The sequence below is a fragment of the Ornithinimicrobium faecis genome (genome assembly GCF_023923225.1).
GTDB classification, from domain to species: domain Bacteria; phylum Actinomycetota; class Actinomycetes; order Actinomycetales; family Dermatophilaceae; genus Ornithinicoccus; species Ornithinicoccus faecis.
In genome coordinates this window covers 2,912,570-2,938,990 of record NZ_CP099489.1, presented here as the reverse complement: position 1 = coordinate 2,938,990, position 26,421 = coordinate 2,912,570, and the positions used below count along the sequence as shown (strand labels likewise).

21 protein-coding genes, 1 other RNA gene and 1 pseudogene are annotated in these 26,421 nt (G+C 68.5%); 12 read left to right on the top strand and 11 right to left on the bottom strand.

Annotation, left to right across the window (positions count from 1 at the left end; translation table 11 throughout):
- Positions 1-160: 160 nt before the first annotated feature.
- On the top strand, positions 161-2,848 hold the full coding sequence (locus NF556_RS13730; RefSeq protein ID WP_252591479.1) for an MGH1-like glycoside hydrolase domain-containing protein: 2,688 nt from the start codon (positions 161-163) through the stop codon (positions 2,846-2,848).
- Between the two features lie 45 nt (positions 2,849-2,893).
- On the opposite strand, the gene NF556_RS13725 is transcribed toward NF556_RS13730, so the two are convergent.
- On the bottom strand, positions 2,894-4,444 hold the full coding sequence (locus tag NF556_RS13725; protein ID WP_252591478.1) for an outer membrane protein assembly factor BamB family protein: 1,551 nt from the start codon (positions 4,442-4,444) through the stop codon (positions 2,894-2,896).
- A 117-nt stretch (positions 4,445-4,561) separates the two neighbouring features.
- On the opposite strand from NF556_RS13725, the gene NF556_RS13720 reads away from it, so the two are divergent.
- The 3 genes from NF556_RS13720 (at position 4,562) to NF556_RS13710 (ending at position 9,382) form a co-directional block, all read left to right on the top strand.
- On the top strand, positions 4,562-6,835 hold the full coding sequence (locus NF556_RS13720) for an ATP-dependent DNA helicase (RefSeq protein ID WP_252591477.1): 2,274 nt from the start codon (positions 4,562-4,564) through the stop codon (positions 6,833-6,835).
- A complete protein-coding gene (gene holA / locus NF556_RS13715) occupies positions 6,832-7,812 on the top strand; it encodes a DNA polymerase III subunit delta (RefSeq protein WP_252591476.1) in 981 nt (326 codons plus the stop codon). Before NF556_RS13720 ends, holA begins: the two co-directional genes overlap by 4 nt.
- Before the next feature lie 112 nt (positions 7,813-7,924).
- On the top strand, positions 7,925-9,382 hold the full coding sequence (locus NF556_RS13710) for a nitronate monooxygenase (protein WP_252591475.1): 1,458 nt from the start codon (positions 7,925-7,927) through the stop codon (positions 9,380-9,382).
- Positions 9,383-9,397: 15 nt separating this feature from the next.
- On the opposite strand, the gene NF556_RS13705 is transcribed toward NF556_RS13710, so the two are convergent.
- A complete protein-coding gene (locus NF556_RS13705) occupies positions 9,398-10,381 on the bottom strand; it encodes an NAD(P)/FAD-dependent oxidoreductase (RefSeq protein ID WP_252591474.1) in 984 nt (327 codons plus the stop codon).
- 58 nt (positions 10,382-10,439) lie between these two features.
- On the opposite strand from NF556_RS13705, the gene NF556_RS13700 reads away from it, so the two are divergent.
- Entirely contained in the window at positions 10,440-10,883 is a 444-nt protein-coding gene (locus NF556_RS13700; protein WP_252591473.1) for a MerR family transcriptional regulator, read from the top strand.
- Positions 10,884-10,894: 11 nt separating this feature from the next.
- On the top strand, positions 10,895-12,013 hold the full coding sequence (gene prfB, locus NF556_RS13695) for a peptide chain release factor 2 (protein ID WP_252591472.1): 1,119 nt from the start codon (positions 10,895-10,897) through the stop codon (positions 12,011-12,013).
- A 94-nt stretch (positions 12,014-12,107) separates the two neighbouring features.
- Here the strand turns inward: prfB and NF556_RS13690 are convergent, their stop codons facing one another.
- Positions 12,108-12,839 (bottom strand): L,D-transpeptidase family protein, encoded by a 732-nt coding sequence (locus tag NF556_RS13690; protein WP_252591471.1) that lies wholly within the window; start codon positions 12,837-12,839, stop codon positions 12,108-12,110.
- A gap of 255 nt (positions 12,840-13,094) precedes the next feature.
- On the opposite strand from NF556_RS13690, the gene ftsE reads away from it, so the two are divergent.
- The 5 genes from ftsE (at position 13,095) to NF556_RS13665 (ending at position 17,324) form a co-directional block, all read left to right on the top strand.
- Positions 13,095-13,796 (top strand): cell division ATP-binding protein FtsE, encoded by a 702-nt coding sequence (gene ftsE / locus NF556_RS13685; RefSeq protein ID WP_252591470.1) that lies wholly within the window; start codon positions 13,095-13,097, stop codon positions 13,794-13,796.
- On the top strand, positions 13,793-14,716 hold the full coding sequence (ftsX, locus tag NF556_RS13680) for a permease-like cell division protein FtsX (RefSeq protein ID WP_252591469.1): 924 nt from the start codon (positions 13,793-13,795) through the stop codon (positions 14,714-14,716). Before ftsE ends, ftsX begins: the two co-directional genes overlap by 4 nt.
- A 15-nt stretch (positions 14,717-14,731) precedes the next feature.
- On the top strand, positions 14,732-16,234 hold the full coding sequence (locus NF556_RS13675; protein ID WP_252591468.1) for a M23 family metallopeptidase: 1,503 nt from the start codon (positions 14,732-14,734) through the stop codon (positions 16,232-16,234).
- Positions 16,235-16,340: 106 nt separating this feature from the next.
- Positions 16,341-16,817 (top strand): SsrA-binding protein SmpB, encoded by a 477-nt coding sequence (gene smpB, locus NF556_RS13670; RefSeq protein WP_252591467.1) that lies wholly within the window; start codon positions 16,341-16,343, stop codon positions 16,815-16,817.
- 87 nt (positions 16,818-16,904) lie between these two features.
- On the top strand, positions 16,905-17,324 hold the full coding sequence (locus NF556_RS13665; protein WP_252591466.1) for a CBS domain-containing protein: 420 nt from the start codon (positions 16,905-16,907) through the stop codon (positions 17,322-17,324).
- Between the two features lie 65 nt (positions 17,325-17,389).
- Here the strand turns inward: NF556_RS13665 and NF556_RS13660 are convergent, their stop codons facing one another.
- Positions 17,390-17,872, bottom strand: a complete 483-nt coding sequence (locus tag NF556_RS13660) for a hypothetical protein (RefSeq protein ID WP_252591465.1) — start codon at positions 17,870-17,872, stop codon at positions 17,390-17,392.
- 142 nt (positions 17,873-18,014) lie between these two features.
- Here NF556_RS13660 and ssrA point away from each other — a divergent pair.
- Positions 18,015-18,381, top strand: a transfer-messenger RNA (tmRNA) gene (ssrA, locus tag NF556_RS13655).
- A 168-nt stretch (positions 18,382-18,549) separates the two neighbouring features.
- On the opposite strand, the pseudogene NF556_RS13650 reads toward ssrA, so the two are convergent.
- The 7 genes and pseudogenes from NF556_RS13650 to NF556_RS13620 all read right to left on the bottom strand — a co-directional run bounded on the left by NF556_RS13650 (position 18,550) and on the right by NF556_RS13620 (position 26,409).
- Positions 18,550-19,529, bottom strand: a pseudogene (locus NF556_RS13650) (LLM class flavin-dependent oxidoreductase).
- Positions 19,530-19,864: 335 nt separating this feature from the next.
- The gene (locus NF556_RS13645) at positions 19,865-20,407 is read right to left on the bottom strand and encodes a helix-turn-helix domain-containing protein (RefSeq protein WP_252591464.1); all 543 of its coding nucleotides are present in this window, start codon (positions 20,405-20,407) and stop codon (positions 19,865-19,867) included.
- Positions 20,408-20,439: 32 nt separating this feature from the next.
- Entirely contained in the window at positions 20,440-22,050 is a 1,611-nt protein-coding gene (locus NF556_RS13640) for a DUF885 domain-containing protein (protein WP_252591463.1), read from the bottom strand.
- A complete protein-coding gene (locus NF556_RS13635) occupies positions 22,050-23,714 on the bottom strand; it encodes a DUF885 domain-containing protein (RefSeq protein ID WP_252591462.1) in 1,665 nt (554 codons plus the stop codon). Before NF556_RS13635 ends, NF556_RS13640 begins: the two co-directional genes overlap by 1 nt.
- A gap of 6 nt (positions 23,715-23,720) precedes the next feature.
- On the bottom strand, positions 23,721-24,788 hold the full coding sequence (locus NF556_RS13630) for an LLM class flavin-dependent oxidoreductase (protein WP_252591461.1): 1,068 nt from the start codon (positions 24,786-24,788) through the stop codon (positions 23,721-23,723).
- On the bottom strand, positions 24,785-25,135 hold the full coding sequence (locus NF556_RS13625) for a TIGR04076 family protein (protein WP_252591460.1): 351 nt from the start codon (positions 25,133-25,135) through the stop codon (positions 24,785-24,787). The genes NF556_RS13630 and NF556_RS13625 overlap by 4 nt, the downstream gene beginning before the upstream one ends.
- Positions 25,132-26,409: an amidohydrolase family protein gene (locus NF556_RS13620; RefSeq protein ID WP_252591459.1), complete on the bottom strand. Its 1,278-nt coding sequence runs from the start codon at positions 26,407-26,409 to the stop codon at positions 25,132-25,134. The genes NF556_RS13625 and NF556_RS13620 overlap by 4 nt, the downstream gene beginning before the upstream one ends.
- Positions 26,410-26,421: the final 12 nt, after the last annotated feature.

The window sequence follows — 26,421 nt, the reverse complement described above, 5'->3', positions numbered from 1 at the left end:
CACGAAACCCCGATCACACCGCGGGCGGGGTGTGCGAGACCTGTATCAAAAGGCGGGTTGGGTGTGCGAGACCTGTATCAAAAGGCGGGTTGGGTGTGCGAGACCTGTATCAAAATGCGGGGGGCGAGACCTCCATCAAAATTGTGGGAGGGTCGGCGGTGTGAATGCCGAGCAGCAGCGAGTCAACGAGTCCGAGGATCCCCGCGCTCCCTGGCGGCAGTGGGGTCCCTATGTGTCCGCGCGCCAGTGGGGCACGGTGCGGGAGGACTACTCCGCCGACGCCGACGCCTGGGCGCACTTCCCGTTCGATCACTCCCACCAGCGGGCCTACCGCTGGGGTGAGGACGGCCTGGCCGGGCTGTGTGACATCGACGGCTTCCTCAACCTGGGGCTGGCGCTGTGGAACGGCAGGGACGACCGGCTCAAGGAGCGGCTGTTCGGCCTGACCAACCCGCAGGGCAACCACGGCGAGGACGCCAAGGAGTATTGGTGGGCGCTGGATGGCACGCCGACGCACAGTCATGCCCAGTGGCTCTATCGCTATCCGCAGGCGGCGTTCCCCTATCAGGAGCTCATCGACGGCAACGCCGCCCGCGGCTATGACGACGACGAGTTCGAGCTCTCCGACACCGGTGTGCTGCAGGACAATCGGTTCTTTGACGTCGTCGTGACGCACGCCAAGGCCTCGCCCACCGACATCGTCATGGAGGTCACCGCGACCAACCACGGGCCGGAGGCTGCGCCGCTGCACCTGGTCCCGCAACTGTGGTTCCGCAACACCTGGTCCTGGGGCCTGGACGACCACCGACCTGAGATCGTCCTGGCGGACGGAGCAGGGGAGTATGCCGAGGGGCAGGTCGTCCTCGAAGCGCGTCACCACGAGCTGGGTCGGGTCCGTCTGAGCGCTGACGGCTCGCCGCGAGTCCTGTTCTGCGACAACGAGACCAACTTCGCCACGCTCTATGGTGAGGAGGCCGCCCCGGCCGGCCACACGGCATACCCGAAGGACGCGATCAACCGGTCGATCGTCCACGGTGAGGATGCCGGCAACCCGGAGCCGACCGGCACCAAGGCTGCCCTCTGGTGGCAGTTCGATCAGGTCGGCCCGGGGGAGAGCGTGACGGTGCGGCTCCGGTTGGCCGCCTCGCTGTCCCACGAACTGCAGCAGACCCACGAGCCGCAGCTCCCGGTCCTCGAGTCCGCCGACGAGGTGCTGGCGACGCGCCGTCGTGAGGCTGACGAGTTCTTTGCCGAGGTGATCCCGGAGGAGACGAGCGAGGAGGACCGGCACATCGCGCGCCGTGCCTTCGCGGGGCTCCAGTGGGGCAAGCAGCTCTATCTCTATGACGTGCCCCGGTGGTTGGCGGGCGACCCTGCCCAACCGCCGCCTCCTCCAGAGCGGCTGGATCGGCACACCGGTCGCAACGTGCACTGGCAGCACGTCAATCTGGCCGAGGTCATCTCGATGCCCGATGAGTGGGAGTATCCCTGGTTTGCCACCTGGGACCTGGCCTTCCACACCGTGCCGCTGGCCCACGTCGACCCGGCGTTTGCCAAGTTCCAGCTGCTGCTGATGTGCCGCGAGTGGGCGATGCACCCCAACGGTCAGTTGCCGGCCTATGAGTGGAACTTCTCCGACGTCAACCCGCCCGTGCACCCGTGGGCGGCGTGGCAGGTCTACAGCATCGACGGCAATCAGGACCGCGATTTCCTGCAGCGCATCGTGCTCAAGATGCTGCTCAACTTCCCCTGGTGGGTCAACCGCAAGGACGCTGACGGCTCCAACATCTTTGAGGGCGGCTTCCTCGGGATGGACAACGTCGGGCTCTTCGACCGCTCTGATGAGCTGCCCGGGGGTGGGCGCCTCGAGCAGGCCGACGCGACGGCCTGGATGGGGATGTTCTGCCTGCGGATGCTGCGGATGTCGGTCGAGCTCGCGCGCGAGGACCCGGCCTGGGACGAGGTCGCCACCAAGTTCCTGGTCCACTTCCTGGCGATCTCCGAGACGATGGAGGACACCGGCAGCGACCACGTCTCGCTGTGGGACGCCGAGACGAGCTTCTTCCAGGACGTCCTCGTGGAGTCCGACGGCACCGCACACCGGATGCCGGTCCGCTCGATGGTCGGGCTGCTGCCGCTGACGGGGGTGGCGATCCTGCCCAACTGGGTGGCGCAGGAGCTGCCCGACCTCACCGACTTCCTGCGGGGATGGACCGAGCGTCGTCCTGAGTTGCAGGATGCGTTGCTGCACACCAACTTTCACGGCTACTCGATCCGCACCCTGTCGATGATCAGCCAGGAGCAGCTCACCTCGCTGGTTGGCTATCTGCTCGACGAGGAGGAGTTCCTCGCGCCGCACGGCATCCGCTCACTGTCCGCGGCGCACCGGGACGGCATCACGGTGCGGGTGGGCGGCGACGACCTCGGGCTGCGCTACGAGCCCGCCGAGTCGCGCTCCGGCATGTTCGGCGGCAACTCCAACTGGCGCGGACCGATCTGGTTCCCGGTGAACACGATGCTGACCGACGCGCTGCGGATCTATGGCCGCGGTGCCGGGATCGACCTGCAGGTGGAGTTCCCCAGCGGGTCCGGCCACCGGAGGTCGCTGACCCAGATCGCGACCGAGCTCGAGCAGCGCCTGGTCTCCCTGTTCCGGCCCGGCCCGGACGGACGGCGGCCCAGCACCCCGATCCACCACCCGAGCGGTCCGCTGTGGGACGGGCACCCGACCTTCAGCGAATACTTCAACGGCGACAACGGCACCGGCCTCGGCGCCTCCCACCAGACAGGCTGGACGGCCATGGTCGCCCACTACATCTGCGCGCCCGACGGGATCACCAATCGCTGAGTGGGGGCTCATCGGGGCCGGTGTGACGCGACCTGCTGCCGCGGTTCAACCACCTGACACAGGGTCGGTGTAGGCAGTGAGACCGTCCGGCTCGGCCACGACAAGGGTCGAACCGTCGTCCAGTTCGACGCCGATGGTGGCGGGCAGCGGCCACGGTGCGTCGTCCGCGAGGTCACCAGCGCCGTCCTGGAGTCGATAGCGACCGGACACCATGACCTCATCGTCCCCGATGCCGGGCGTCTCGACGTCGACGACGTCGTAGTCCTCCACCCAGTGCCGGTCCGCTGTCGTCGCCGGGCGATCCTCGCCCGTCTCGAGGTCGATGACCCGCATCCCGTCGGCCGCTTCCACCGCGATCTGCGTGGAGCTGACCAGTCGTGGCTCGGGTCGAGCTGGTTCCCCGTCCTCAGCGGTCGCTCCCAAGGTGACCTGCCAGAGTCGATCCCCGGTCAGGGGGTCGAGCCGCACGAGATCGATGTTGACGTCCTGATAGGTGAGCGCACCCTCGACGGCCTCGGCCTGTCCCTCGTTCCACAGGCAGGCCAGGAGCGGGTCATCCGGAGCGCCGGTGATGTCCGTGTCACAGAAGATCGAGGTGGCCGGTGCTCGCCACAGGGTCTCGCCAGTCTCCGCATCCAGACCCAGCGCAACACTCTGCGTCATGTCCCAGGTGTCGCCGTCGGCTGGCGGGCTGATCCCCAACCCGATCGTGCCCACCAGGACCGAGTCGTCGGCAAAGTTGTCGAACGACCAGCCGGTGTTGGTGGACTGCCCGGGCCCGAAGGCCTCCGTCGTGTCGATCTCCCACGCGAGTCGGCCGTCCGCGACGCGACCGACCTGGGTGCCGGTCTCGGCTCCCCGGCTGATCCCGAGTGGTCCAATGCTCGTCCAGCCGGGCACGCCAGCACCGTCTGCCGGAGGTGTGGCGAATCCTCCGTCGGGGGCCAGCGCCTGCACGCTCCACTGCTCGTCGACCGGGACCGTGACGCAGGCCAGGGTGTCATCGTGAGCGCACGGGGAGGGCAGGTCGGCATGGCTCAGGGCCCGGCGCGAGCTGAGCACGTCCTCGCCGGTGACCGGGTCACGCAGGATCACGTGCGACGGTGCCCCGACGGACTCTGGACCCGCTGCGCCGGGGGCGAGATGTGCCACCAGGCCGTCGACCGTCTCCACATTGAGGTCCTGTCCACGCGGACGGACCGATGCCGTCGCTGCCTTTGACCACAGCACCGCACCGTCCTGCGGGTCAACGCCGGTGATCTGCAGCCGCTGGTCCTCGATGGTGTAGAGCACCAGGGCATCGCCAACCGACACCGGGTCAGAGGCTGGCACCACGTCTGCGTTGCGCCAGAGGACCTCTGCCAAAGTCTGCGCTTCCGAGGTGACCGCCGATGCCTCGCCTGGTGCCGCGGACGATGTCACCGTGTCGCCTGGGGCCGTGCTTGACGACGCCTCGCCATCGGGTGGGGGTGGCGGGCCACTGGACGTGAGGCTCGTGGGGGTGCCGTTCTGCGAGGACTCGACCTCCCCGCCCTGACAGGCGGTGATCGCCAGGGCCACGCACGGCAGAACGGTCAGCAGTGTGGAGTGACGCATGCCCGCAGCAGACCACAGTGGTGCCCGACGGCGCAGAAGTTGTCCACAGGCGCGAACTTGTCCACAGGCCGCCCTGGTGGGGCCGCCGCTGTCGGCCCCTCGGCATACTCTGGGGTCATGCCTGCCGACCTTGATGCCCTCCTGCACGCGGCGGTCCAGGGGGTCGGTGGCACCGAGCGGCCTGGGCAGGTCCAGATGGCCCACGCCGTGCGGGACGCGGTGGAGCGCGAGGAGCACCTGCTCGTGCAGGCGGGGACCGGCACCGGCAAGTCGCTGGCCTATCTGGTCCCCGCGATCGCGCACGGCATGGCGACGGGCAAGCCGGTCGTCGTGGCCACGGCCACCCTCGCGCTGCAGGCCCAGATCATCGACCGTGACCTGCCGCGCATTGCCGAGGCCCTGCAATCCGTCGTGGGCCGGCGGCCGACGTTCGCGCTGGTCAAGGGGCGGGCCAACTATCTGTGCCAGCACAAGCTCGGCGGTGGCTTCCCCGACGAGGACGAGGACACCCTGATGTCCGTCGGGCAGGTCGACAAGGAGCGCTCCCGCCTCGGCGAGGAGGTGCTCCGGCTGCGGGAGTGGTCGGAGCTGACCGAGTCCGGCGACCGCGACGAGCTGGTGCCGGGTGTCAGCAACCGCGCCTGGCGACAGGTCTCGGTCTCCGCCCGGGAGTGCCTCGGACAGAGCTGCCCCCAGGTGGGGGAGTGCTTCGTCGAGCTGTCGCGTGCCGCCGCGCACCAGGTCGACGTCATCGTCACCAACCACTCGTTCATGGCCATCGACGCCTTCGAGGGTCGCCAGATGCTGCCCGACCACGACCTGCTGATCATTGACGAGGGTCACGAGCTGGTCGACCGGGTCACGTCCACGATCACCGACGAGCTCACCTCCGGCACCATCGCGGCCGCGGCCAAGCGCGCTGCTCGCATGGGGGAGACGGCCGAGCTCAACGAGGCCGCGACCCGGATGCAGACTGTGCTGGACGAGCTGCCCGAGGGCCGGATGACTGGTCTGCCCGACCGTTTGGTGCTGGCGCTCACCTCGGTGCGGGACACGGCCCGGGCTCTGCAGTCCGAGCTCAAGCCCTCTGGCAAGGAGGAGGCCGACGGCGCCCGGCAGGTCGCGCGCGTCGCCGTCGACGAGATCTTTGACACGGCCGGCCGGGTCCTGGAGGAGCGCGAGCTCGACGTCGCCTGGGTCACCCAGGACCGGATGCGCGGGGCGGTGTTGCGGGTGGCGCCGATGAGTGTGGCGATGCTGCTGCGGGACAAGCTGTTTGCCGACCGCACGGTGGTGCTGACGTCGGCGACCCTCGAGCTGGGCGGCACCTTTGACTCCGTGGGCGGCACGCTGGGCCTGACCGGACGCGGTGGCCCGGCGTGGAAGGGCCTGGACGTCGGCAGCCCCTTCGACTACAAGCAGCAGGCCATCGCCTATGTCGCCAAGAACCTGCCACCACCCGGCCGCGACGGCACCTCCGAGAAGGTCTTCGACGAGATCGAGGCCCTGGTGCGCGCCGCGGGAGGCCGCACCCTCGGTCTGTTCAGCTCTCGGCGGGCAGCCGAGGCGGCGACCGAGGAGATGCGCACCCGGCTCAAGGATGCCGGCATCAACGTGCTCTGTCAGGGCGACGACCAGACACCCACCCTGGTCCGCCAGTTTGCGAGCGACGCCTCCACCTGTCTGTTCGGGACCATGTCGCTGTGGCAGGGCGTGGACGTGCCCGGCTCGGCCTGCCAGCTGGTGATCATCGACCGCATCCCGTTCCCGCGTCCCGACGACCCGCTGGCCTCGGCCCGGTCCGAGGCGATCGCGCGGATGGGCGGCAACGGCTTCATGCAGGTCTCGGCCACCCACGCGGCGCTGAAGCTGGCGCAGGGGGCCGGGCGGCTCGTGCGCCGCGGCCAGGACCGCGGGGTCGTCGCCTTCCTCGACTCGCGGATGATGAGCGCGCGCTATGCCGGCTTCCTGCAGAAGTCGTTGCCACCGTTCTGGCCGACGAGCAACCGGCAGATGGTCCTGGACGCCCTGAAACGACTGGACCAGATTGCCCCCGAGACCCTGCCGGTTGCCGAGCCGGTGCTGCGGGGCGGCAACGGTGGCAAGTCCGCGCGCTCGAAGGATGCCACCACCGGCTCGACGGCGGGAGCCAACGACTCCGCGCTGGCACCGGTGGCGGACCCGCCGCCGGTGGCCCGCAGCGCTCGCACTGCCGTCACGGGCGGGCACGCCTGGACGCAGGAGCAGGACGAGGAGCTGCGTGACGGTGTCGAGTCCGGTGTGGCCCTGCCCGAGCTCGCCGACCACCTCCAGCTGCCGCCCGATGCGATCACCACGCGGCTCAACCAGCTCGGTCTGGAGCTGGCGGACGATGGGATGCTGGAGCTGTGAGCGAGCCCGACATCCCCGACCTGGTGCTGATCTCCGGGCCAGAGCAGATCCTCGCCCAGCGCGCTGTCGACACCGTGCTGACCACGCTGCGGGCCCACGACCCAGAGGTCGACGTCGTGAAGCTCCCCGCGGTCGACTACGAGCCCGGCGCGCTTGGCGTGCACGCCAGCCCCTCCCTCTTTGGCGGATGGACCGCGATCGTCGTGGAGGACTTTGACGAGGCCGACGACGCGCTGGTCGAGGACGCGCACGCCCTGGCACTCGACCCTCCCGAGGGCGTCACGCTGATCGTCCGGCACAAGAGCGGCAACCGCGGCAAGCGGGTCTTGGACGTGCTCAAGAAGGCCGGCCGGGTGATCACCGCCCCTGCCGTGAAGTCCGACCGCGACAAGGTCTCGTTCGTCCAGCAGGAGTTCAAGGACGCCCGGCGCCAGATCGAGGAGCAGGCCGTCACCGCCCTGGTGCAGGCGGTCGGCAAGGACGTCGCCGAGTTGGCGACGGCCTGTGCCCAACTCGTCCGGGACACCACCGGCAAGGTCCGCACGACCGACGTCGAGACCTACTACGGCGACAAGGTCGAGACGACCGGGTTCAAGGTGGCCGACGCGGCCCTGCGCGGCGACACGGCTGAGGCGCTGCGGTTGCTGCGGCACGCCCTGGCCGGGGGACTGGACCCGGTGCCGATCGTCGCGGTGCTCGCCATGCAGTTGCGTCAGGTTGGCAAGGTGGCCAGCGCCGGGCGGGCGAGCTCGGGGACCCTGGCCCGAGACCTGGGCATGGCACCCTGGCAGGTCGACCAGGCGCGCCGGACCGCTCAGGGGTGGGACGGCATACGGCTGGGCCGGGCGATCCAGGCGGTCGCCGCTGCGGACGTGGAGGTCAAGGGCGGGGTGCGGACCGGGACGGCCGTCGCCAGAGACCCGGAGTATGCCGTGGAGATGGCCGTCCTGGCCGTGTCCCGGGAGCGTCGGGGTTGAGCAGGGTGCGCCGCGGGTTGGCGCAGAACGGCTTGGCTACGTTACCGTAGGTTACGCAAGCGAAACTTACGGTGACGTAAGCCGAGCACCCCAGACCCACGAGGAGGCCCCTGTGGCTCCCACCGCACTTCCCGTCGTCATCCAGGGAGGCATGGGCGTTGCCGTCTCCTCCTGGCAGTTAGCCCGTGAGGTTGCCATGACCGGCCAGATGGGAGTGGTCTCTGGCACAGCGATGGACGCCGTCCTCTCCCGGCGCCTGCAGGACGGTGACCCGGGTGGTCACATGCGGCGGGCGATGGCAGCCTTCCCCGACGCAGGCATGGCCGCGCGGATCATGGACAAGTACTTCATTGCTGGTGGCCGCCGTCGCGGCACCCCCTACAAGCCGATCCCCAAGCTGACTCTGTCGACCGCCCGGGCGGGGCAGGAGCTCGGCGTCATGGGCAACTTCGTCGAGGTGTGGCTCGCCAAGGAGGGGCACGACGGTGCCGTGGGCATCAACTGCCTCGAGAAGGTCCAGATGGCCACGCCGACCGCACTGCTCGGTGCGGTCCTGGCCGGTGTCGACTATGTCCTGATGGGCGCGGGCATCCCGCGCGAGATCCCGCGGTTGCTCACCGAGATCTCCGCCGGTCGGCCGGGACGCATCACCGCCGATGTGCTGGGCGGGCGCATCAAGCGTCACATCGAGGTCGACCCCGCTGACCTGCTCGGCGACTCGCTGCCCACCATGCACCGTCCAGAGTTCCTGGCCATCGTGTCGGTGGACGCTCTGGCCAACTATCTCAGCCGCGACCCCGAGATCCGCCCCGACGGCTTCGTGGTCGAGGGCCCGGTGGCCGGTGGTCACAGTGCGCCGCCGCGCGGCAAGATGCAGCTCGACGAGCGCGGCGAGCCGATCTACGGCCCGCGCGACGACGCCAACCTGACCAAGATGGTCGAGCTCGGTCTGCCGTTCTGGCTCGCCGGAGCCTATGGCACCCCCGAGCGGGTCGAGGAGGCCCTGGCCGTCGGTGCTGCCGGGGTGCAGGTCGGCACCCTGTTTGCGCTCTCCCTCGACAGTGGCATCACCAACGACACCCGCGACACGATGCTCGAGGAGCTGCGGGAGGGCACCCTCGAGGTCAAGAACGACCCGCTGGCCAGCCCCACCGGGTTCCCGTTCAAGGTGGCCAGCCTCGAGGACACCGCCAGCGAGGAGGAGACCTATCAGGCGCGGCCCCGACTCTGCGACCTGTCCTACCTGCGCACGCCCTACGAGCGCGAGGACGGCGAGGTCGGCTATCGCTGCCCCGCCGAGCCCGTCCACATGTATCTGAAGAAGGACGGCGACGAGGAAGCCACCGCTGGCCGCAAGTGTCTGTGCAACGGACTGATGGCCAACATCGGTCTGGGGCAGGAGCGCAAGGACGGCTATGTCGAGACGCGCCTGGTCACCCTCGGCCAGGACCTGGCGGGTGCCCGTGAACTGATCCGCACCTATGTCGAGGGCTGGTCGGCCCAGCAGGCCGTCGAGTGGCTGCTGACCCGCGTCCCGACCACGCGCCTGCGCAGGGTCCAGTTCGCCTGATCCACCAGATCGGGGTCAGCCGGCAAGCCCTGCAGGGGCCGCGGCCGACAGCACACCCGAGGCCAGATCGACCGTGATCCCGGAGGCGGTGACCTGCCCGGCGCTGGCAGCTGCCAGCACCGAAGCCATCGGCATCGGCAGGCTCGCCCGGTGGGCCAGGTCCCCAGCGGCATAGATGCCGGTCAGGCTGGTGCGCCCGAACTCGTCCACCTCGACACACCCCGACGGCAGCAGGGTGAGCCCCAGCTGCTCGGCAAACGGGGTGGACTGGGTCAGTGTCGTGCTGACGAACAGGCCCCCAACCTCCACGCGGTCCCCGTCCGCCAGCGAGATCTCCGCCCCGAGACTGCTGGGGCACACCCCACTGACCTCCGCCGGGCGCAGCTCGACACCGCGGGCTCGCAGACCCTCCAGCACCTCCTGCTCCGGCACCTGGCCGTCGGCCAGGACCACCAGGGTGGAGGCGACGGGTGTCATCAGGTCGATCAGGTGCAGGGTCGAGGGGCCGACACCGAGGAGCCCGACGGGTTGACCGGCGAACTCGTGGCCGTGGCAGTAGGGGCAGTGCGCGACCACGTCACCCCACAGCGCCTCCAGCCCGGGCGTGTCCGGCAGGGTGTCCCGCAGTCCCGTGGCCAGGAGGACGGCCGCCGCGTGCACGGCAGCCCCCTGATCGGTCCGGACCGTCCACTGCCCGACTGCTCCGTCGATCTGCGTGACCACTGCGGAGATGGTGGTGACCGTCTCGTATGCCGAGAGGTCGGCTCGGGCGCGTGCGCGGAAGTGCTCGGGTGGCACCCCGTCGAGGGTGGCGAAGTTGTACAGGTGGTCGGCCGCGGCATTGCGATACTCCCCGGAATCGATCAGCAGCACCCTGCGGTGCATCCGGCCCAGGGTCAGGGCGCCCTGGAGCCCGGCCGGGCCACCGCCGATGACGACGACATCGACGGTCTCGGGGCGGTGCGCTGCTCTCGTCAGTGGTGCTGCGGAGGTGCTCATCGGAGTCTCACTCTCATGGTGGGTTGCGAAGGTCTCCAGCGTGTGACTTCATGTAGACATGAAGTCAAGTCCAGTGCGGGAGGAAAAGTTTGCGGCGTGGTCGGTGGGGGAGCTGGCGCAGCGGTTTGACCTGCCCACGCACGTGCTGCGCTACTGGGAGGAGCAGGGGCTGTTGAGCCCGCAACGGGACGCGGGTGGGCGGCGCCGCTTTGGGCACGATGATCTGGCCCGGGTGGCGATCATCGTGCGCAACAAGGCCGCCGGCATGACCCTGGCCCAGATCAGGGTGCTGCTGGACGCAGAGTCAGCCGGTCGGCATACGGTCTTGGAAGAGCACCTTGCGGATCTGGAGCGCCGCATGCGGGACATGGAGCAGTCCCGGGCGATGACCCTGCACGCGCTCGAGTGCCAGGCGCACGACATCACCACCTGCCCCAACTTCCGGGCGGCCGTGCAGGACGTGATCGACGGCACCGCATTTCCCAGTGGACACCTCGCGTAGTCTGTCTCTTTGTGGCACTGGACTTCGACAGCGAGATCAAGGCTCTGCGGACGACTGTGAAGTCGGTCCGTGATGTGAGCGACCTGGACAAACTCGAGCGCCAGATGAGCGAGTTGGAGGCTCAGGCCTCGGCGCCCGACCTCTGGGACGACCCCGATCACGCCCAACAGGTCACCAGCAAGCTCTCGCGCGTGAAGTCGGAGCACGACCGGGTGACCGGGATGGAGGCTCGGGTCGACGATCTCGAGGCCCTCGTCGAGATGGGCCAAGAGGAATCGGATGAGGAGACGCTCGCCGAGGCTGAGACCGAGCTCGGCAAGCTCAAGAAGGCCGTCGGTGAGCTTGAGGTCCGCACACTGCTCAACGGCGAGTATGACGAGCGTGAGGCGGTCGTGACCATCCGCGCCGGTGCCGGTGGGGTGGACGCTGCTGACTTCGCCGAGATGCTGATGCGGATGTATTTGCGGTGGGCCGAGCGGCAGGGCTATCCGACCGCGGTGCTGGACACGTCCTATGCCGAGGAGGCGGGGCTGAAGTCCGCGACCTTCGAGGTCAAGGTGCCCTACGCCTACGGCACGCTGGCCGTCGAGGCCGGCACGCACCGCCTGGTCCGGATCAGTCCGTTCGACAACCAGGGCCGTCGACAGACCAGCTTTGCCGCGGTCGAGGTGGTGCCGCTCATCGAGTCCACCGACACGATCGAGATCCCGGAGGCCGACATCAAGGTCGACGTCTTCCGGTCCTCGGGTCCTGGCGGTCAGTCGGTCAACACCACCGACTCCGCCGTCCGGATGACGCACATCCCGACCGGCACCGTCGTCTCCATGCAGAACGAGAAGAGCCAGATCCAGAACCGCGCCGCGGCGCTGCGCGTGCTGCAGTCACGCCTGCTCCTGCTCAAGAAGGCCGAGGAGGACGCGGCCAAGAAGGAGATGGCCGGCGACATCAAGGCCAGCTGGGGTGAGCAGATGCGCTCCTATGTCCTGCACCCGTATCAGATGGTCAAGGACCTGCGCACCGAGTATGAGGTCGGGTCCACGTCCCACGTGCTCGACGGCGACATCGACGCCTTCATCGAGGCGGGCATCCGCTGGAAGCGTGGCCAGGAGCGCGACGCCGCCGAGGAGTGACCGGCGGCCGAAAGCGCTCTGACATGGCGGTCGGGGCGTGCGAGACCTGTATGAAAATGCGGTGGGGCGTGCGAGACCTGTATGAAAATGCGGGTCAGACGACGCGGACCGGGGTGCCGGTGGTCATGATGTCTGCCCACAGCATGTCCATCGCCGCGACCGAGACCCGGGCGCAGCCATGGCTGTCGGGCCACGGGGGGATGTGGTCCGACCCGTGGACAGCGATGGCGCCGTTGAAGTATTGCGGCCGATAGAGGTCACCGAGCGGGCCGGTCTGCCAGCCCTTGGTGTAGGTCGAGAAGACCGCGAACTCACCGGGCGGTGTGGTGGCCTTGACCTCGCGCCCGTAGTACTCATACGGCTCACCGTTGCCCGTCGAGGTGTTCAGCGTCAGCCGCAGGACGCCGTCGCGGAGCACGGTCAGGACCTGGCGCTGCAGGTCGATCACGACGCGGGTGCCAGGCCCGTTGTCGAGCACCGGTGGAAGCGCCCAGTTGGCCAGGGCACGCAGGCTGTCGCGGCCCACGATGGCATCACGGGTCAGGCCGTTGGACTTCTGGAGCGCATACACCGCCTGCTCGGTGAGTCCTCCGAAATAGCCGTCCGGTGCGCCGCACCAGTAGCCGCGCTCGCCCAGCAAGCGTTGCAGGCCCCACACGTGGTCGCCAGCAGCGCCCGTGGTGAAGGTGGGCCAGGCGGCCTGGCTGGGGGCAGCCGCCAGCAGGGCCAGGGCGCCGCCGGCAGCGAACGCCGCTCCGGCGCGCAGAGCCGTCCGTCGAGACGGCGTCTGGGCGCTCCCGGATCGTCGGGTGATCGCTCGCGTCATGGTGCCCCTCCCGAGTGGCCGACGACCTGCTGACCGGCACCCTGTGAGGTGCCCGTGTCACGGCTCCCAGAATCGCACGAGAAGGGGCCGTTCGGGGGACACACCACGCCCAACCCGGCCGATTTACCGCATTCACACCAGTCTCACACGTAACGTGGCAACTACCCGAGACAACCCCGTGTCGCAGGGTGGCCGACCGGTCGCGGCTCTTTGACCGGATGGTCCCGCACTACGAAGGCAGCAAAACCTCACGCCATGATCACCTTCGAGAACGTCACCATGCGCTATGCGAAGGGCGACACGCCGGCCCTGCAGAGCGTCGATGTCGAGATCGGTCGAGGTGACTTCGTGTTTGTGGTGGGGGCGTCTGGCTCCGGCAAGTCGACAATGATGCGCCTGATCATCCTGGAGAAGGAAGCCACCCAAGGGCGGGTGTTGGTGGCGGGCAAGGACCTGTCACGGTTGCCGAACCGCAAGGTGCCAGCTCTGCGGCGCCAGGTCGGCACTGTTTTCCAGGACTTCCGGCTGCTGTCGGGCAAGACAGTGCATCAGAACATTGCCTACGTGCTGCAGGTGCTCGGCGCCAAGCGGCACACCATCAAGCAGATTGTCCCCGAGACCCTCGAGTTGGTGGGGCTGCAGGACAAGGGCAAGCGCCTGCCCCACGAGCTCTCCGGCGGTGAGCAGCAGCGCGTGGCGATCGCGCGCGCCATGGTCAACAAGCCCCCGATCCTGCTCGCCGACGAGCCGACCGGCAACCTGGACCCGGAGACCAGCCAGGAGATCGTGGCCATCCTGGACCGGATCAACCGGACCGGCACGACCGTGGTGATGGCCACGCACGACACGACCATCGTCAACAGGTTCCGCAAGCGCGTGGTCCAGTTGCGCGACGGGGTCCTGGTCCGCGACCAGGCCGACGGTGAATACGAGGCCGTCGAGGAGGGGCTCGCATGAGGTTGGGCTTCCTGTTCGGCGAGGTCGGCAACGGACTGCGCCGCAACACCTCCATGTTCGTGGCCGTCGTGCTCGTCACGATGGTCTCGCTGTTCTTCCTGGGCAGCGGTCTGCTCGCCCAGCGCCAGGTCGACACCCTCAAGGGCTATTGGTACGACAAGGTCCAGGTCTCGATCTTCCTGTGCACACCGGACTCGACCGACGTCGCCTCCTGCGCCGGCGGGGGCGTGACCGACGCACAACGCGAGCAGCTCACCGGCGACCTGGACCGGCTCGAGGGCCTGGTCGAGGACTACTGGTTCGAGTCCAACGAGGAGGCCTACGACCGCTTCCGCGAGCAGTTCCGCAACTCCCCGGTGCTGGACTCCATCCCGCAGGAATCGATCCCGGAGAGTTTCCGGGTGCAGTTGACCGACCCGACGAAGTATGAGGTCGTCGCCAGCGCCTTCGAGGGCGCTCCGGGGGTGGAGAGCGTCGAGGACCAGCGTGAGGTCGTCGACCGGCTGTTCACCTTCCTCAACGCGGTCAGTCTGTCGGCGGTCGGCCTGGCCGCCGCGATGGTGCTCTGCGCGGTCCTGCTGATCAGCACCACGATCAGACTCACCGCCTGGAGTCGGCGGCGCGAGACCAACATCATGCGTCTTGTGGGGGCGTCTGCCTTCACGATCCACGTCCCGTTCCTGGTCGAGACGGTCCTGGCGACGCTGCTCGGCGCGCTCCTGTCCATCGGTCTGCTCTGGGCGATGGTCGAATACGGCATCAGCGGCTTCCTGACCGACCTGCTGGCTGGTCAGACCGGCATGATCGGACTCATCGGTCCTCGCGACCTGTGGGTCATCACCCCCATCCTCGTCGGCGGCGCCGTGCTGCTGGCGGTGGTGACGTCCTGGTTGGCGCTCCGGAGACACGTCCGTGTCTGAAAGGGATTCACACCGATGACCATTTCGCGACGCAGGTGGACTGGCGTGGCCGCTCTGGCCATGGCTGGCCTCATGGTGGCCAGCCCGGCGTTCGGCCTGGATGACATCCGGGACCGGATCAAGGACGTGGAGGCCCAACAGGAGGAGCAGCAAGCAGAGCAGGAGGCCTCCGCGGAGCGGCAGGAGGAGCTGGAGCACGAGCTCTCCGAGACGAGCGTCGAGCTCCAGGCCGCGGAAAAGAAGCTGCGCGAGACCACCGAGAAGGTCGAGCAGGCCGAGCTGGACCTGACGATCGCCGAGGACGACCTGGCCGCCGCAGAGGCAGCCGAGGAGCGGGTCGCGGGGGAGCTGGAGGTGGCCCACGCCAACGAGGCCAAGATCGAGCAGAGCCTGGCGGACAATGCGTCAGCGCAGGAGGAGACCCGCAGCGCGGTCGGCACCATCGCCCGCGAGTCCTACAAGTCCGGCGGCGTGGGCAACCTCGCGGTGACCCTGGAGGTGCTCTCCGGGGGAGGAGACGCCGTCCGGGAGCTGTCGATGGCCCGCACAGTGATGCGCGTGCAGGACAACCAGATCGAGCGTCTCGGCACCATGCTGGCAGAGGAGACCGCCGAGCAGGACCGCTTGGCCGGGGTGCGGCGCGACATCGCCCTGCTCCTCGCCGAGGCTGAGGCCACCACCATCCGCAAGGGTGAGGCCCGGGACACGGCCGAGCAGCTCAAGAAGGACCTGGAGGCGCTCGAGGCCCAGCAGGTTAAGGACAAGGCCGCACTCGAGGTGGAGATCACCAAGCTGGAGAAGACTCTGGTCGAGGAGCAACAGGAAGCAGACGCCCTGGAGGCCCAACTCAAGACGCTGGCCGAGGAGAAGTATGGCCTGAAGCAGGACGAGAAGGCCGAGGAGGCCCGCCTCGCCGAGGAGGCCCGCCTGAAGAAGGAGGCCGAGGAGCGCGCCGAGCGTGAGCGCATCGCCGAGGAGCGTCGCAAGCAGGAGGCCGCGGAGAAGGCGCGTCGCGAGGCGGAGGAGAAGCGCCGGGAGCAATACGACGATCCTGCCCCTGCGCAGCCACCGTCAAACCCGCCCCCTGCCCCGGACCCTGCTCCGTCCCCACAGCCGCCGCCGTCCAACGGGGTGCTCAGCTGGCCGTCCAACGCGCGGGTGACCAGTGAGTTCGGCTGGCGGATGCACCCGATCCTTCGCTACAACAAGCTGCACGCGGGCATGGACATCGGGGCGATGTGCGGCGACCCGGTCTATGCCGCGGCGTCCGGCACGATCATCGCCAACAGTTATAACCCCGTCGCCGGCAACAAGGTGATCCTCGATCACGGGATCGTTGACGGCGTGAACCTGGTGACGACCTATCACCACCTAGAGAGCTTTGCCCGGGGCACCGGCCCGGTCAGCCGGGGCGAGCTGGTGGGCTATGCCGGGACCACCGGCGGGTCGTCCGCCTGCCACCTGCACTTCGAGACCCACGAGAACGGCAACAAGGTCAACCCGCGTCAGTGGCTCTAGAAGACAATCGACTCCGCATCTGCGCTCCCACCCGGTAACCTGGGAGGTCGCACCGGAAGCACTCCGGTGCACACTCCGCATACGAACGTCGGGAGGTGGCACGACCGTGGCCAAGGAGTCTGGGCGCAAGCTCATCGCCAGCAACAAGAAGGCGCGGCACGACTACCTCATCGAGGACACTGTCGAGGCAGGGCTGGTGCTCACCGGCACCGAGGTGAAGTCGCTGCGCATGGGACGGGCCACGCTCGTGGACGGCTTTGCGACCGACTACAACGGCGAGCTCTGGCTCGAGGGCGTGCATATCCCCGAATACACCCAGGGCAACTGGACCAACCACACGGCACGCCGGCGGCGCAAGCTGCTGCTGCACCGGCACGAGATCGACAAGATGCTGGCCAAGGCAGGTCAGCAGGGGCACACCATCGTGCCGCTGTCGCTGTATTTCAAGGATGGCCGGGCCAAGGTCGAGATCGCGCTGGCCAAGGGCAAAAAGACCCACGACAAGCGCCAGACCCTGCGTGAGCGCCAGGACCAGCGCGAGGTCGCGAAGGCAATGTCAGCGCACCTGCGTCAGCACGGCTGAGCCTGACGCAGGCACCGGTTCCGGTTGCCAGGTGTGTCCGCCTGGTCAAAAGTGGTGGGGACGACATCACCCACGCAAGGAGCCTTGATGAGCACTGCACGCGAGATCATGAACAGCGGGATCCAGACCCTCAACGAGGACCAGTCGCTGGCGGAGGCCGCTGTCCTGATGCGCGATCTGGGGGTGGGCTCACTGCCCGTCCAGACGGCCGACGGAGCCCTCACCGGCATCATCACCGACCGCGACATCGTGGTCCGAGCCTGCGCCGAGGGGCGTGACCTCGCCTCAACCAAAGCGGGGGAGTTGGCCCAGGGGATCGTCTCCACGATCGGGCCCGATGAGCCTGCCGAGACGGTCGTAGACCTGATGGGGACCCAGCAGGTCAAGCGGATGCCCGTCGTCGAGAACGGCACTGTTGTCGGCATCATCAGCGAGTCTGACCTGGCCCGCAATGTCGCCGAGGACCAGGTCCACCACTTTGTGCAGATGGTCTACGGCCGGGACTGATCGACCACCTGCCCGTATGCCGAGGGGCCGGGTCAACTGACCCGGCCCCTCGGCATACGGTCAGGTCAGGCGACGCGGCCGAGCAGTTTGTCGGTGAACTGGGTGCGGGCACCGCCGGCGTCGAGGGCGCGCTCGTAGCGGCGCAGCACGCCCTCGTGCGGGAAGACCAGCAACAGCATCAGCACGATCGTGGGCACTGCGGCGATGACGACGGTGATCCAGGACGGCTCCTCACCCAGGAACATCAGGACCACCGCGAGGAGCGCCGGGGCCTCCATGATGGCCAGCCGCATGATGTGCACGGACTGCACCTTGGGGAGCACCTCGGACATGGTGGTGCCCTGGTCGGCTGCAGGCAAGGTCCCCACCAGCACCAGCGAGAGGATGGCGGACACGGCCACCAGTCCGAGCAGCACCGCGATCACCCAGGGCTCGGGCACGATGACCTCAGGGGCGACGACGACCATGAGGCCGGTGAAGATGGCGATGCCGCCGATGAAGGCGCCTGAGAGCATGCGCAGGGTCATGAGTTGCGGGGAGGGGTTCACGGCGCAGGACTCTATCGCACGACGACCTGGGAATCTGTTCGCCAGGGTCGGCGTTGACAGGTAGGCTGGACCCTCTGGCACAGGGCGCGAGCCCCACGCCGGATGCTTGACAACTGCACAGTGTGACGTGCCCCCGCTCCATGGGGGTGATCGGTTTCGACGTTGTACGCAACTCCAGGAGAAGCGGGTCGAGAACGCAAGGTCAACTCGTTAATGTTCCTTGCAAACTATTAGGTGCCGATTCCAAGCGCACCGACTTCGCCCTCGCCGCCTGAGCGAGCCACGAAGTCTGTCAGCCTGAGCTAGTTTCCGACTCAGTGTCTGGCATCAACTAGGAAACTTGCTGCGTGATCATGTTGGGGGATCACGTGGGACTCTTACTCAACTGGGCCTGTCAGGGAACGTGTGCGCGCGAGCCCTGGGGCCGAGAAACTCCATAGCGCACTGCACCCGGAGAAGTCCTGGTCTTCCGACAGCGGACGCGGGTTCGATTCCCGCCACCTCCACCATTTGCGGTGGGCACGTTACACGGTTGTTGCACGAGACCCCCAGTCTCCCTGTTGCACAGGGGGACTGGGGGTTTCGTGTGCCACCGCATCCCGAGGTGCCAGCAGTCCGTGAAACCTTGGCGCATGCGGAGCGTTCCGCTCAGAAGGACGCGAGACGGGTCGCGCCGTTCAGGTGAGGTAGGCCTCGGCGAAAAGCTCGGCGGACCGAAGCCTCTCCTGCACCCGGGGCCCTGGTGGGCGATGATGAGCTCGTCGGCGCCGGTCTGCTCGGCGAAGTCTGTGACCTTCTTGTGGACGATGTCGGGAGTGCCGACGGCGCTGTAGGTCATCATCTGGTGCAGGTGGTGGGCCTGTGGGGAGTCGAGCAGCTCGTCGGCCTGCTCGTCCGTGTACTCGGTGCCCGGGCGTAGGAGCAGCGCCACCCGGGTGCGCATGATCTCCTGCTGCTGTCGCTCGGCATCGGCCTGGTTGTCGGCGGCGAAGACGTTGTAGGCGGCGATGAGGTAGGGCTCGTCGAGCTGCTCGGATGCCTTGAACTCGCGGCGATACAGCGCGATCGCGTCGTGCAGCGCAGCGGGGGCGAAGTGCGAGGCGAAGGCATAGGGCAGGCCGAGGGCGGCTGCCAGCCCGGCGCCGAACAGCGAGGAGCCGAGGATGTACAGCGGGACGTCGGTGCCTTTGCCTGGGTAGGCGTTGACGCCCGGGATCCGTGACTGACCGCGCAGGTACCCCTGCAGCTCGAGGACGTCCTGGGGGAAGGTCTCAGCGGAGGCGGCATCCCGTCGCAGCGCACGCATCGTGTTCTGGTCACCGCCCGGCGCGCGACCCAAGCCAAGGTCGATCCGCCCGGAGTGGAGGGTCTCAAGAGTGCCGAACTGCTCGGCGACCGTCAGCGGGGCGTGATTGGGCAGCATGATGCCACCGGAGCCGAGCCGGATGGAGTTGGTGTGGGCCGCCACGTGCGCGATGAGCACTGAGGTGGCCGAGGACGCGATCGACGCCATGTTGTGGTGCTCGGCGTACCACACCCGCTTGTAACCGGTCTCTTCCGCCTTTTGGGCCAGGGACACGATGCCGGCCAGTGACTCGGCAACGGTCTGGTCACGGGCGACGGTGGCAAGGTCGAGGATCGAGACCGGGAGTGGCATGGGGCACCTTTCATCGCGGAGGCGGCGCCTGGCGGCGGCGTCCGCTACACGGAACAACCCATTGGGTTGTGGTTCTCATCCCTCCGTCACGACGTCAGCGAGCCATGCAGGTCTGGGCCACTGTCACCCATCTCGAAGGCGAAGTCCTCGGCGAACACCTCGTGTGCCCGGTCCCTGTCGTGCTCGTAACTTTCGTTGGCGATGCTGGCAGCAAGCCTAGAGGCGTATTCACTCGCCAATGGGAGGAAGCGCTTGTACTCCTGGGTGGGCTCCGAGAATGGCCCTGCTCATGAGGTGGCGATGGTCTTGGCGCTGGTGGCTGACCCCAGATCCGCTCAGGGAGTCGGGGGCGTCACCGACAGGATCATCTCGGCCTCGCGCTTCGAGTTGTTGATATAGCGGTGTGGCAGTTGGGAATCGAACGTCAGGGCGTGCCCGGCGCTCAGCACTCGGTGCTCGCCGGACAGTTCCACGGTGACCTCGCCTGCGATGACATAGGCGCACTCGGTGGACTGGTGGGCCCATCCTTCGACTGAGCTCTGATCCCCGGGCGCCATCACGACATGGAGCACCTCAAGGTCGCCGCGCCCTGGTGTGACCCGGTTGTAGGCGAAGTTGCCAGTCGGCGCCGTCAGACGCACCCGCTCGCCCGGGACGCTGAGGTGCACCAGGGGTGCATCCGGGTCCCCGAAGAGGGTCGCGATCGACGTGTCGAAGACGCCCGCCAACTTGCGCAGCGTGGACAGTGACGGGTCGGTGGTCCCGTTCTCGAGTTGGCTGAGCAGCGCCGGCGACACCCCCGCCTCGGCGGCGAGCGCCCGAAGCGTGTAGCCGTGTTTGCGGCGCAACTCCCCCAGTCGGGTCCCGAGTGTGCTCATGGCGCCAGCCCCCTCTCCGGCCACGTCCGTTGTCACCGGCTGCCAGCAGCCAGCGCCAGCACGTCGCCCCGGATGAGCGCGTGCGGCACGCTGCCGAAGCTCATTATGGCATCGTGCAAACCGCGCAGCGGCGTGGTCGAGCCGCCTGCCCGTTCCCACTCCGCGCGGAGTCGATGGAACCCTTCGCGCCCCAACGCGTAGGCGGAAGGGTAGGACGGGTTGTCGTGGCGGATATAGCGGCGGACCTCGCCCTCGGCGATGTGGCGGCCCAGGGACGCCTCGCTCATCAGATAGTCAACGGCTTCCCGCTGACTCATCGTGCCAGTGTGCAGCCCCACGTCCACCACGACGCGCACCGAGCGCCACAGCGAGTTGCGCAGGGCATACAGCACCAGCCCGGGGGTGTCCATATAGCCGGTCTCGCGCATCATGTCCTCGACATACAGGCCCCAGCCCTCGACAAACAGGGCCGAGAAGAAGGTGCGCCGAATGGAGGTGTTGCCCTCGGTGGCCCGCTTGTGGTGCACGCGCTGCAGGTGGTGCCCGGGATAGGTTTCATGCCCGGCGATCGTGGTGATCAGCGCGTGGCAGTTCTCCGCGAGATGGTCGGGGTCGGGTGCGCCGTCCACAGTGCGGATCGGTGTGATCCGCAGCGCGCTGGACAGGCTCGGACCCCACGCTGGCGCCAGATCCATGAACCCCATCGGGGCCGTGGGTCGCAAGAAGTCTGGCACCACATCGATGCGGCAGTCCTCACCCGGCAGGATGGTGGCCAGGTCATGCTCAAGGGTGTGCGCCCGCGAGCGCTCCATGGCCATCCGATAGGTGTCCAGCACCTCATCGGGTTCCGGATGGTCGGCCCGCACATCCTGGATCTGCTGCTGCCAGTCGCGACCGGGGTCGGTCTGTGCGGCGTGGGCACGCAACCGCTCCTGGTCCTTGCGGACCTGTTCATGGCCCCAGTCCGCGAGTTCGTCCACGGGCGTGTCCACCAGGAAGTATTCGTTCAGGCAGTGGTCCAGGTAGTCCCGGCCCGCTGCCCAACTGCCCGCGGCCCGCCCCTGCAGGTCCTCCAGGGCGGTGGAGAAGCCGGCCACGGCATCGCGGGGCGCAGCCCCAGCATCGGCCTGGTCGAGCAGGTCGTTCAGTCCGGTCAGGGCTGAGCGTGCTGCCTCCACGTATGCCGGGGGAGTGGCTTTGGCGTCCAGGTTCTGTCCGGCGTGGGCCAGGTAGTCCGGAAGCGCGGCCAGGCAGGTGGCGAGCACGTCGCTGTCTGCCTCACCGTGCTCGCCGGCCTGCAGAGCCTTCTGCAGGGCGTTGCCGGCCTCCTCGACATAGAGGTAGGGCACGCGGGCCCAGGGGCGCTGCTCCTCCAACTCGCGCAACCGGTGGGTGGCGTCAATGCGGGACGTGGCCAGGTCGAGCCGGTCATCGTCGGTCTCGACACTGACGTCGTCGAAGGTGCGCAGGAAGCCGCGCAACTGCTCGGCGCGGTCGGTGGCTGAGTCGATGCCGCGGGACGGCAACTGGCCGTGCCACAGCCCTTGGGCGACGGACGCTGGGGAGAGTGGCTCCGACTCATGGACCCAGGTGGCGTAGTTCTCGAGCGTGGGATGCGAGCCGCTGGTCCCTGCCGCGGGCATCAGCGCACCGTCCGCTCGGTCAGGAGCGATCGCAGCGGGTCCAGGCCCATTGGTCCCAGGCCGAGCGCCGTCATGTGGAACGCCTTCTCGTCGTAGTCGCTGCCCATCGTCTGTCGTGCGGCGTCACGGGCTTGCTCCCACAACCGGGCCCCGACACAGAACGCCAGCGCCTGGCCGGGCCAGCCGAGATAGCGGTCGACCTCGAAGACCGCTGTGTGCCGGTCCATCCCGGCCACCGTCACCAGCACGTCCTGGCCGACCTCACGACTCCACTGGGAGGCGGAGGTGACCCCGTTGTCTGCCGGGATCGGCAGGTCCAGGTGCAGGCCGAGGTCGACCACGATCCGGGCGGCACGCCAGCGCTGGGCCAAGAGGACGCTGAGGCGCTCGCCCTCGTCGTGCACCAAGCCCCAGGACTCGGCTCGGCCCTCGGTGTAGTGGGCCCAGCCCTCGGCATACCCGTGGATGTGGCAGAGGTAACGCTGCCACGGGTGCAGGTGGTCCTGAGTCATCGTGACCGAGTACTGCAGGTGATGGCCAGGCACGCCCTCGTGGTGCACGGTGCTGACCTCGCGCCAGACCGGCGCGTCGTCGGCGTCCGGGGGCGTGGACCAGTAGACCCGGCCGGGCCGGGTGAGCCCCACGTCCGGCGGTGAATAGTAGATGACGCCCGAACCCGGGGTGGCCAGCCGACCCTCGCAGTTGCGCACCTCCGGTGGCAGGTCAAAGACGGTGCCGTCCAGGGTCTCGATGCTTGAGGTGATCCGGTCCTCGATCCAGGTGACCAGTTCGGGGCCGACCGGCAGTCGCTGGCCAGGGCGGTCGTCCAGCGTCTCCATCGCGGCAGTGGGGCCTTCGTCGCTGATCTCTTGGGTCAACTGGTCCACCTCGGCGGTGAGAGCGGTCAGCCGGTCCCAGCCGTATTGGTAGGTCTCCTCGAGGTCGATCTCGGCGCCGAGGAAGGCCCTGGAGGTGACCTGATAGAACTCGCGGCCGACCCCGTCCTGCGCCGATCCGCGGGGAGCGTGTTCGGTCTCCAGCCAGTGGGCCAGGTCGACGCACGCGGCCGCCGCAGCAGCACCGGCTCGGGACATGGCCTCTGCGTCCGCTGCGACACCAGCCGCGTCGTCAGCGAGGGTCCGGAAATAGCCGACGTCGGGATCACCCCAGCCTCGGGCCTGCTCGGCGACGAGCCGGGCCTGTCGCGCGGGTGCCACAAACCCCTGGTCGGCCGCGGCGGTGAGGGTCTGCCGATATTGCTGCAGCGCGGTCGGCACCTGTTCCAGGTTGCGGAGCAAGCGGGCCGTCTCGTCGGCGTCACTGGCGGGGAGGTTGTCGAAGATCTGCTTGACCCCGTGCACGGGTGTCGCCAGCGGCGCCAGCAACCGCGTGGTGAAGCCAGACTCGGCCAGCGCGATGTTGTTGGTCAGCCGCTCGGTCATCGCGATCCGAAGCACCCGCTCGTCGGGGTCGGTCTCGGTGGCGGAACCCAGGTCAGCAAGGGTGCGGCGGGCCAGCGCCAGCTGGTCGTCGAACACCCCGGGCGACAGGTCGGGGATGACGAGGTCGGACTCTTGACCGAGGGCCTCTGCGGCCGACGGATCGAGGGCGGCGAGCGCGGCGACGTAGTCGTCGGCGACAGCGGTGACGGTGCGGTGTGTCATGGGTCCTCAGATGATGTCGGCGTGGAGTCGGTCGGTCGTGGAGTGTTCGGCGGTGATGTCGCGGAGGCGGGGGAGCACCTCGGAGCCGAGCAGGTCGATGCCGGTGCCGGACTCGAGCCCATGCGGGGTCCCGAACTCGACCCGGGTCGCCCCGGCCTCGAAGAGCCCCGCGGCCTGGGCTGCCACCTGCTCCGGGGTGCCGGCGAACGCGAACCGGTCCAGCAGGTCGTCGGGCACCAGGGCACCGGCGTCCTGGTGTCGGTCCTCGGCCAGCAGGATGCGCATCTCGGCCAGGAGGTCTGGGTCAACGGTGACGGTGGGGTCCAACTTGGCCACGACATCCAGATACATCGCGACCTCGGTTCGTGCTTTCTCGCGGGCGGCCTCGCCGTCGGTGTCCACCACGGTCACGGCCCCCGCCACCAGCCCGATTTCAACCGAGTCCCGCCCAGTGCTGCGGCCGCCCTCGGCAAGCCACCCCGACATCAACCTCACCATGTCGGGGTTGGCGCTGCCGCCGATCTTGACCTCGTCGGCGACCTCGGCTGCCAGGGCCGCGCCCTTGGGGCCCCACACCCCGAGCAGGATGTCCACCCGGGGCCGCAGCGGCGTGTAGCGCAGCCGGAAGCCTGGCTCGATCCGGTGCACGGCACCGACGTAGCCACTGGTGTCGCCCGAGAGCAGCCGGTGGACGATCTCGATGGTGTCCCGGAGAGCAGCCAGTGGCCGGTCCTGCGGCAGGGCCAGGTCGGAGAGCCAGGACCCGCGGGTGAGCCCGAGGTAGGCACGGCCTCCACTGGCCTCGTCCAGGGCCGCGATCTGTCCGGCCACCTCCACGGGATGAGTCGTGAACGGGTTGAGGCAGGCCGGGCCGAGCCGCAGCCGCTCAGAGTGGGCTGCGGTCGTCATCAGGGCCGGAACCGGTGGCTGATAGCCCAGGTCGCCGTAGATCGACAGACCGTCAAAGCCCCACCCCTCGATCCGCTGTGCCAGCGCGGCGTAGTCGCGGGTTGTCTTGTCCGACTGCAGCGCCAGGGAGACGGCCCGATCGGCGTGGGGCTGCTCGGCGCTCACGTCAGGTCCTCCGTCGGGATGCTCCGCTGACCGGTGCGCTCGATCCGCATGATCAGGCGTTCTTCAGGGTCGGGGCAGGCGACCTCGGAGTCACGCGCCATCCAGTCGCCTTTGCGCAGGGGCCGCTGTTTCGCTGGCAACAGGGGGAGGGCGGCGGCCATCGCATAGAGGCAGAAGTGCTTGCCCTCGGGAACGCGCACCCGGTTCGACTCGGTGACTTCGAAATAGTCACCGGGTTCCAGGCCGCACACTGACCGCCCCTCGATGCGGTCCACGACCACCCGCAGGTCGTAGAGCTCGGTCACGGCGCCGTCCGCAGGGTCGCCCTTCGCGCAGTCGTTGTTCACGCAGTCCTCCCCTTGGCCCAGTGGCCACGATCGTCCCGCACGGCTCGCCCGCCCTGGACCACGGCGTGCATGGTGCGCAGCGCGGAGACATCGGCGGCGGGGTCGGCATCCAGCACCAGCAGGTCACCCACGGCCCCGGGGGTCAGGGTGCCGATCTGCCCCGAGACGCCGAGCCACTCAGCAGCCCGGCTGGTCGCTGCCCGGAGCACGTCGCCCGGCGTCATGCCGGCCTCGGCCATGAACTCCATCTCCCGCACCGTGGCGGTGGTGCCGTCAAAGGGGGCATCAGGTGGCATGTCGCTGCCCAGCACGATCCGCACCCCGGCGGTGATGGCGTGCTGGAGGCTCTCCCAGTGTCGCGGGCCAGCGCCCAGGGCTCGCTCCATCATCCAAGCGGGCACCTGGTGCTCCTCGAAGAACTCTCGGCACCGGCTGACCGTGATGGTCGGCACATACCAGGTGCCGCGACGCGCCATCTCGGCGGCGACCTCCGGGGTGAGCTGATAGCCGTGTTCGATGCCGTCCACACCGAGCGCGAGCACCCGCTCGATGACGTCAGCCGGCCCGGCGTGAGCGGTGACGGTCCGGCGCCAATCGTGGGCTGTGGTGACGACCGCGGAGAGTTCGTCGTCGGTCAGTTGCGGGGTCTCGATCGCTTCGTGCTCCCCGGCGAGACCGCCAGAGACGCACACCTTGATCAGGTCGGCGCCAGCGCGCAACTGCTCGCGCGTGGCCCGACGGAAGCCGTCGGCCCCGTCAGCTTCCAGCCCGTCAGAGTCGTGTCCATGACCGCCGGTGCAGCACAGTGCGTGACCGGCAGTGAACAGCCGCGGCCCCGGCACCGTCCCGGCCCGGATCGCGCGGCGCAAGGTGAAGTCGGTGTAGTCGGTCTCGCCGACCAGTCGCGCCGTGGTGACACCCGCGAGCAGGGTGCGCCGCGCATTGCCGGCCATCTGCAGTGCGAGAGCCGCAGGGTTGTCGCGGTCGAGGGAGGCGCTCATCGCCCCGGGGAGTGCCAGGCCCAGGTGGACGTGCATATTGATCAGGCCGGGCATCACATAGCCGCCTGCGAGATCCACCACCGTGGTTGGTTCCGGGTTGGCGCCGGCGGCGTCCATCACGTCCTGCCGGTCACCGACCAAGGCCACCGTGCCGTCGGAGCGGATCCAGATGGCCTGGTCTGAGAGTGAACTGTCTCCTGTCCCGTCGAAGACGGAGCAGTTGACGAGCACCTGGCCAGTCGCTGCGTGTGGTCCCATGCTGTCGATCACCACTGGTTCGCTCCT

Coding starts and splice junctions, on each gene's coding strand:
- ftsX (WP_252591469.1), top strand. CDS start 13,793: ATGAGGTTGGGCTTCCTGTTCGGCGAGGTCGGCAACGGACTGCGCCGC.
- NF556_RS13675 (WP_252591468.1), top strand. CDS start 14,732: ATGACCATTTCGCGACGCAGGTGGACTGGCGTGGCCGCTCTGGCCATG.
- NF556_RS13705 (WP_252591474.1), bottom strand. CDS start 10,381: ATGAGCACCTCCGCAGCACCACTGACGAGAGCAGCGCACCGCCCCGAG.
- NF556_RS13635 (WP_252591462.1), bottom strand. CDS start 23,714: ATGACACACCGCACCGTCACCGCTGTCGCCGACGACTACGTCGCCGCG.
- NF556_RS13690 (WP_252591471.1), bottom strand. CDS start 12,839: ATGACGCGAGCGATCACCCGACGATCCGGGAGCGCCCAGACGCCGTCT.
- NF556_RS13665 (WP_252591466.1), top strand. CDS start 16,905: ATGAGCACTGCACGCGAGATCATGAACAGCGGGATCCAGACCCTCAAC.
- NF556_RS13645 (WP_252591464.1), bottom strand. CDS start 20,407: ATGAGCACACTCGGGACCCGACTGGGGGAGTTGCGCCGCAAACACGGC.
- NF556_RS13640 (WP_252591463.1), bottom strand. CDS start 22,050: ATGCCCGCGGCAGGGACCAGCGGCTCGCATCCCACGCTCGAGAACTAC.
- NF556_RS13720 (WP_252591477.1), top strand. CDS start 4,562: ATGCCTGCCGACCTTGATGCCCTCCTGCACGCGGCGGTCCAGGGGGTC.
- ftsE (WP_252591470.1), top strand. CDS start 13,095: ATGATCACCTTCGAGAACGTCACCATGCGCTATGCGAAGGGCGACACG.
- NF556_RS13725 (WP_252591478.1), bottom strand. CDS start 4,444: ATGCGTCACTCCACACTGCTGACCGTTCTGCCGTGCGTGGCCCTGGCG.
- NF556_RS13700 (WP_252591473.1), top strand. CDS start 10,440: ATGAAGTCAAGTCCAGTGCGGGAGGAAAAGTTTGCGGCGTGGTCGGTG.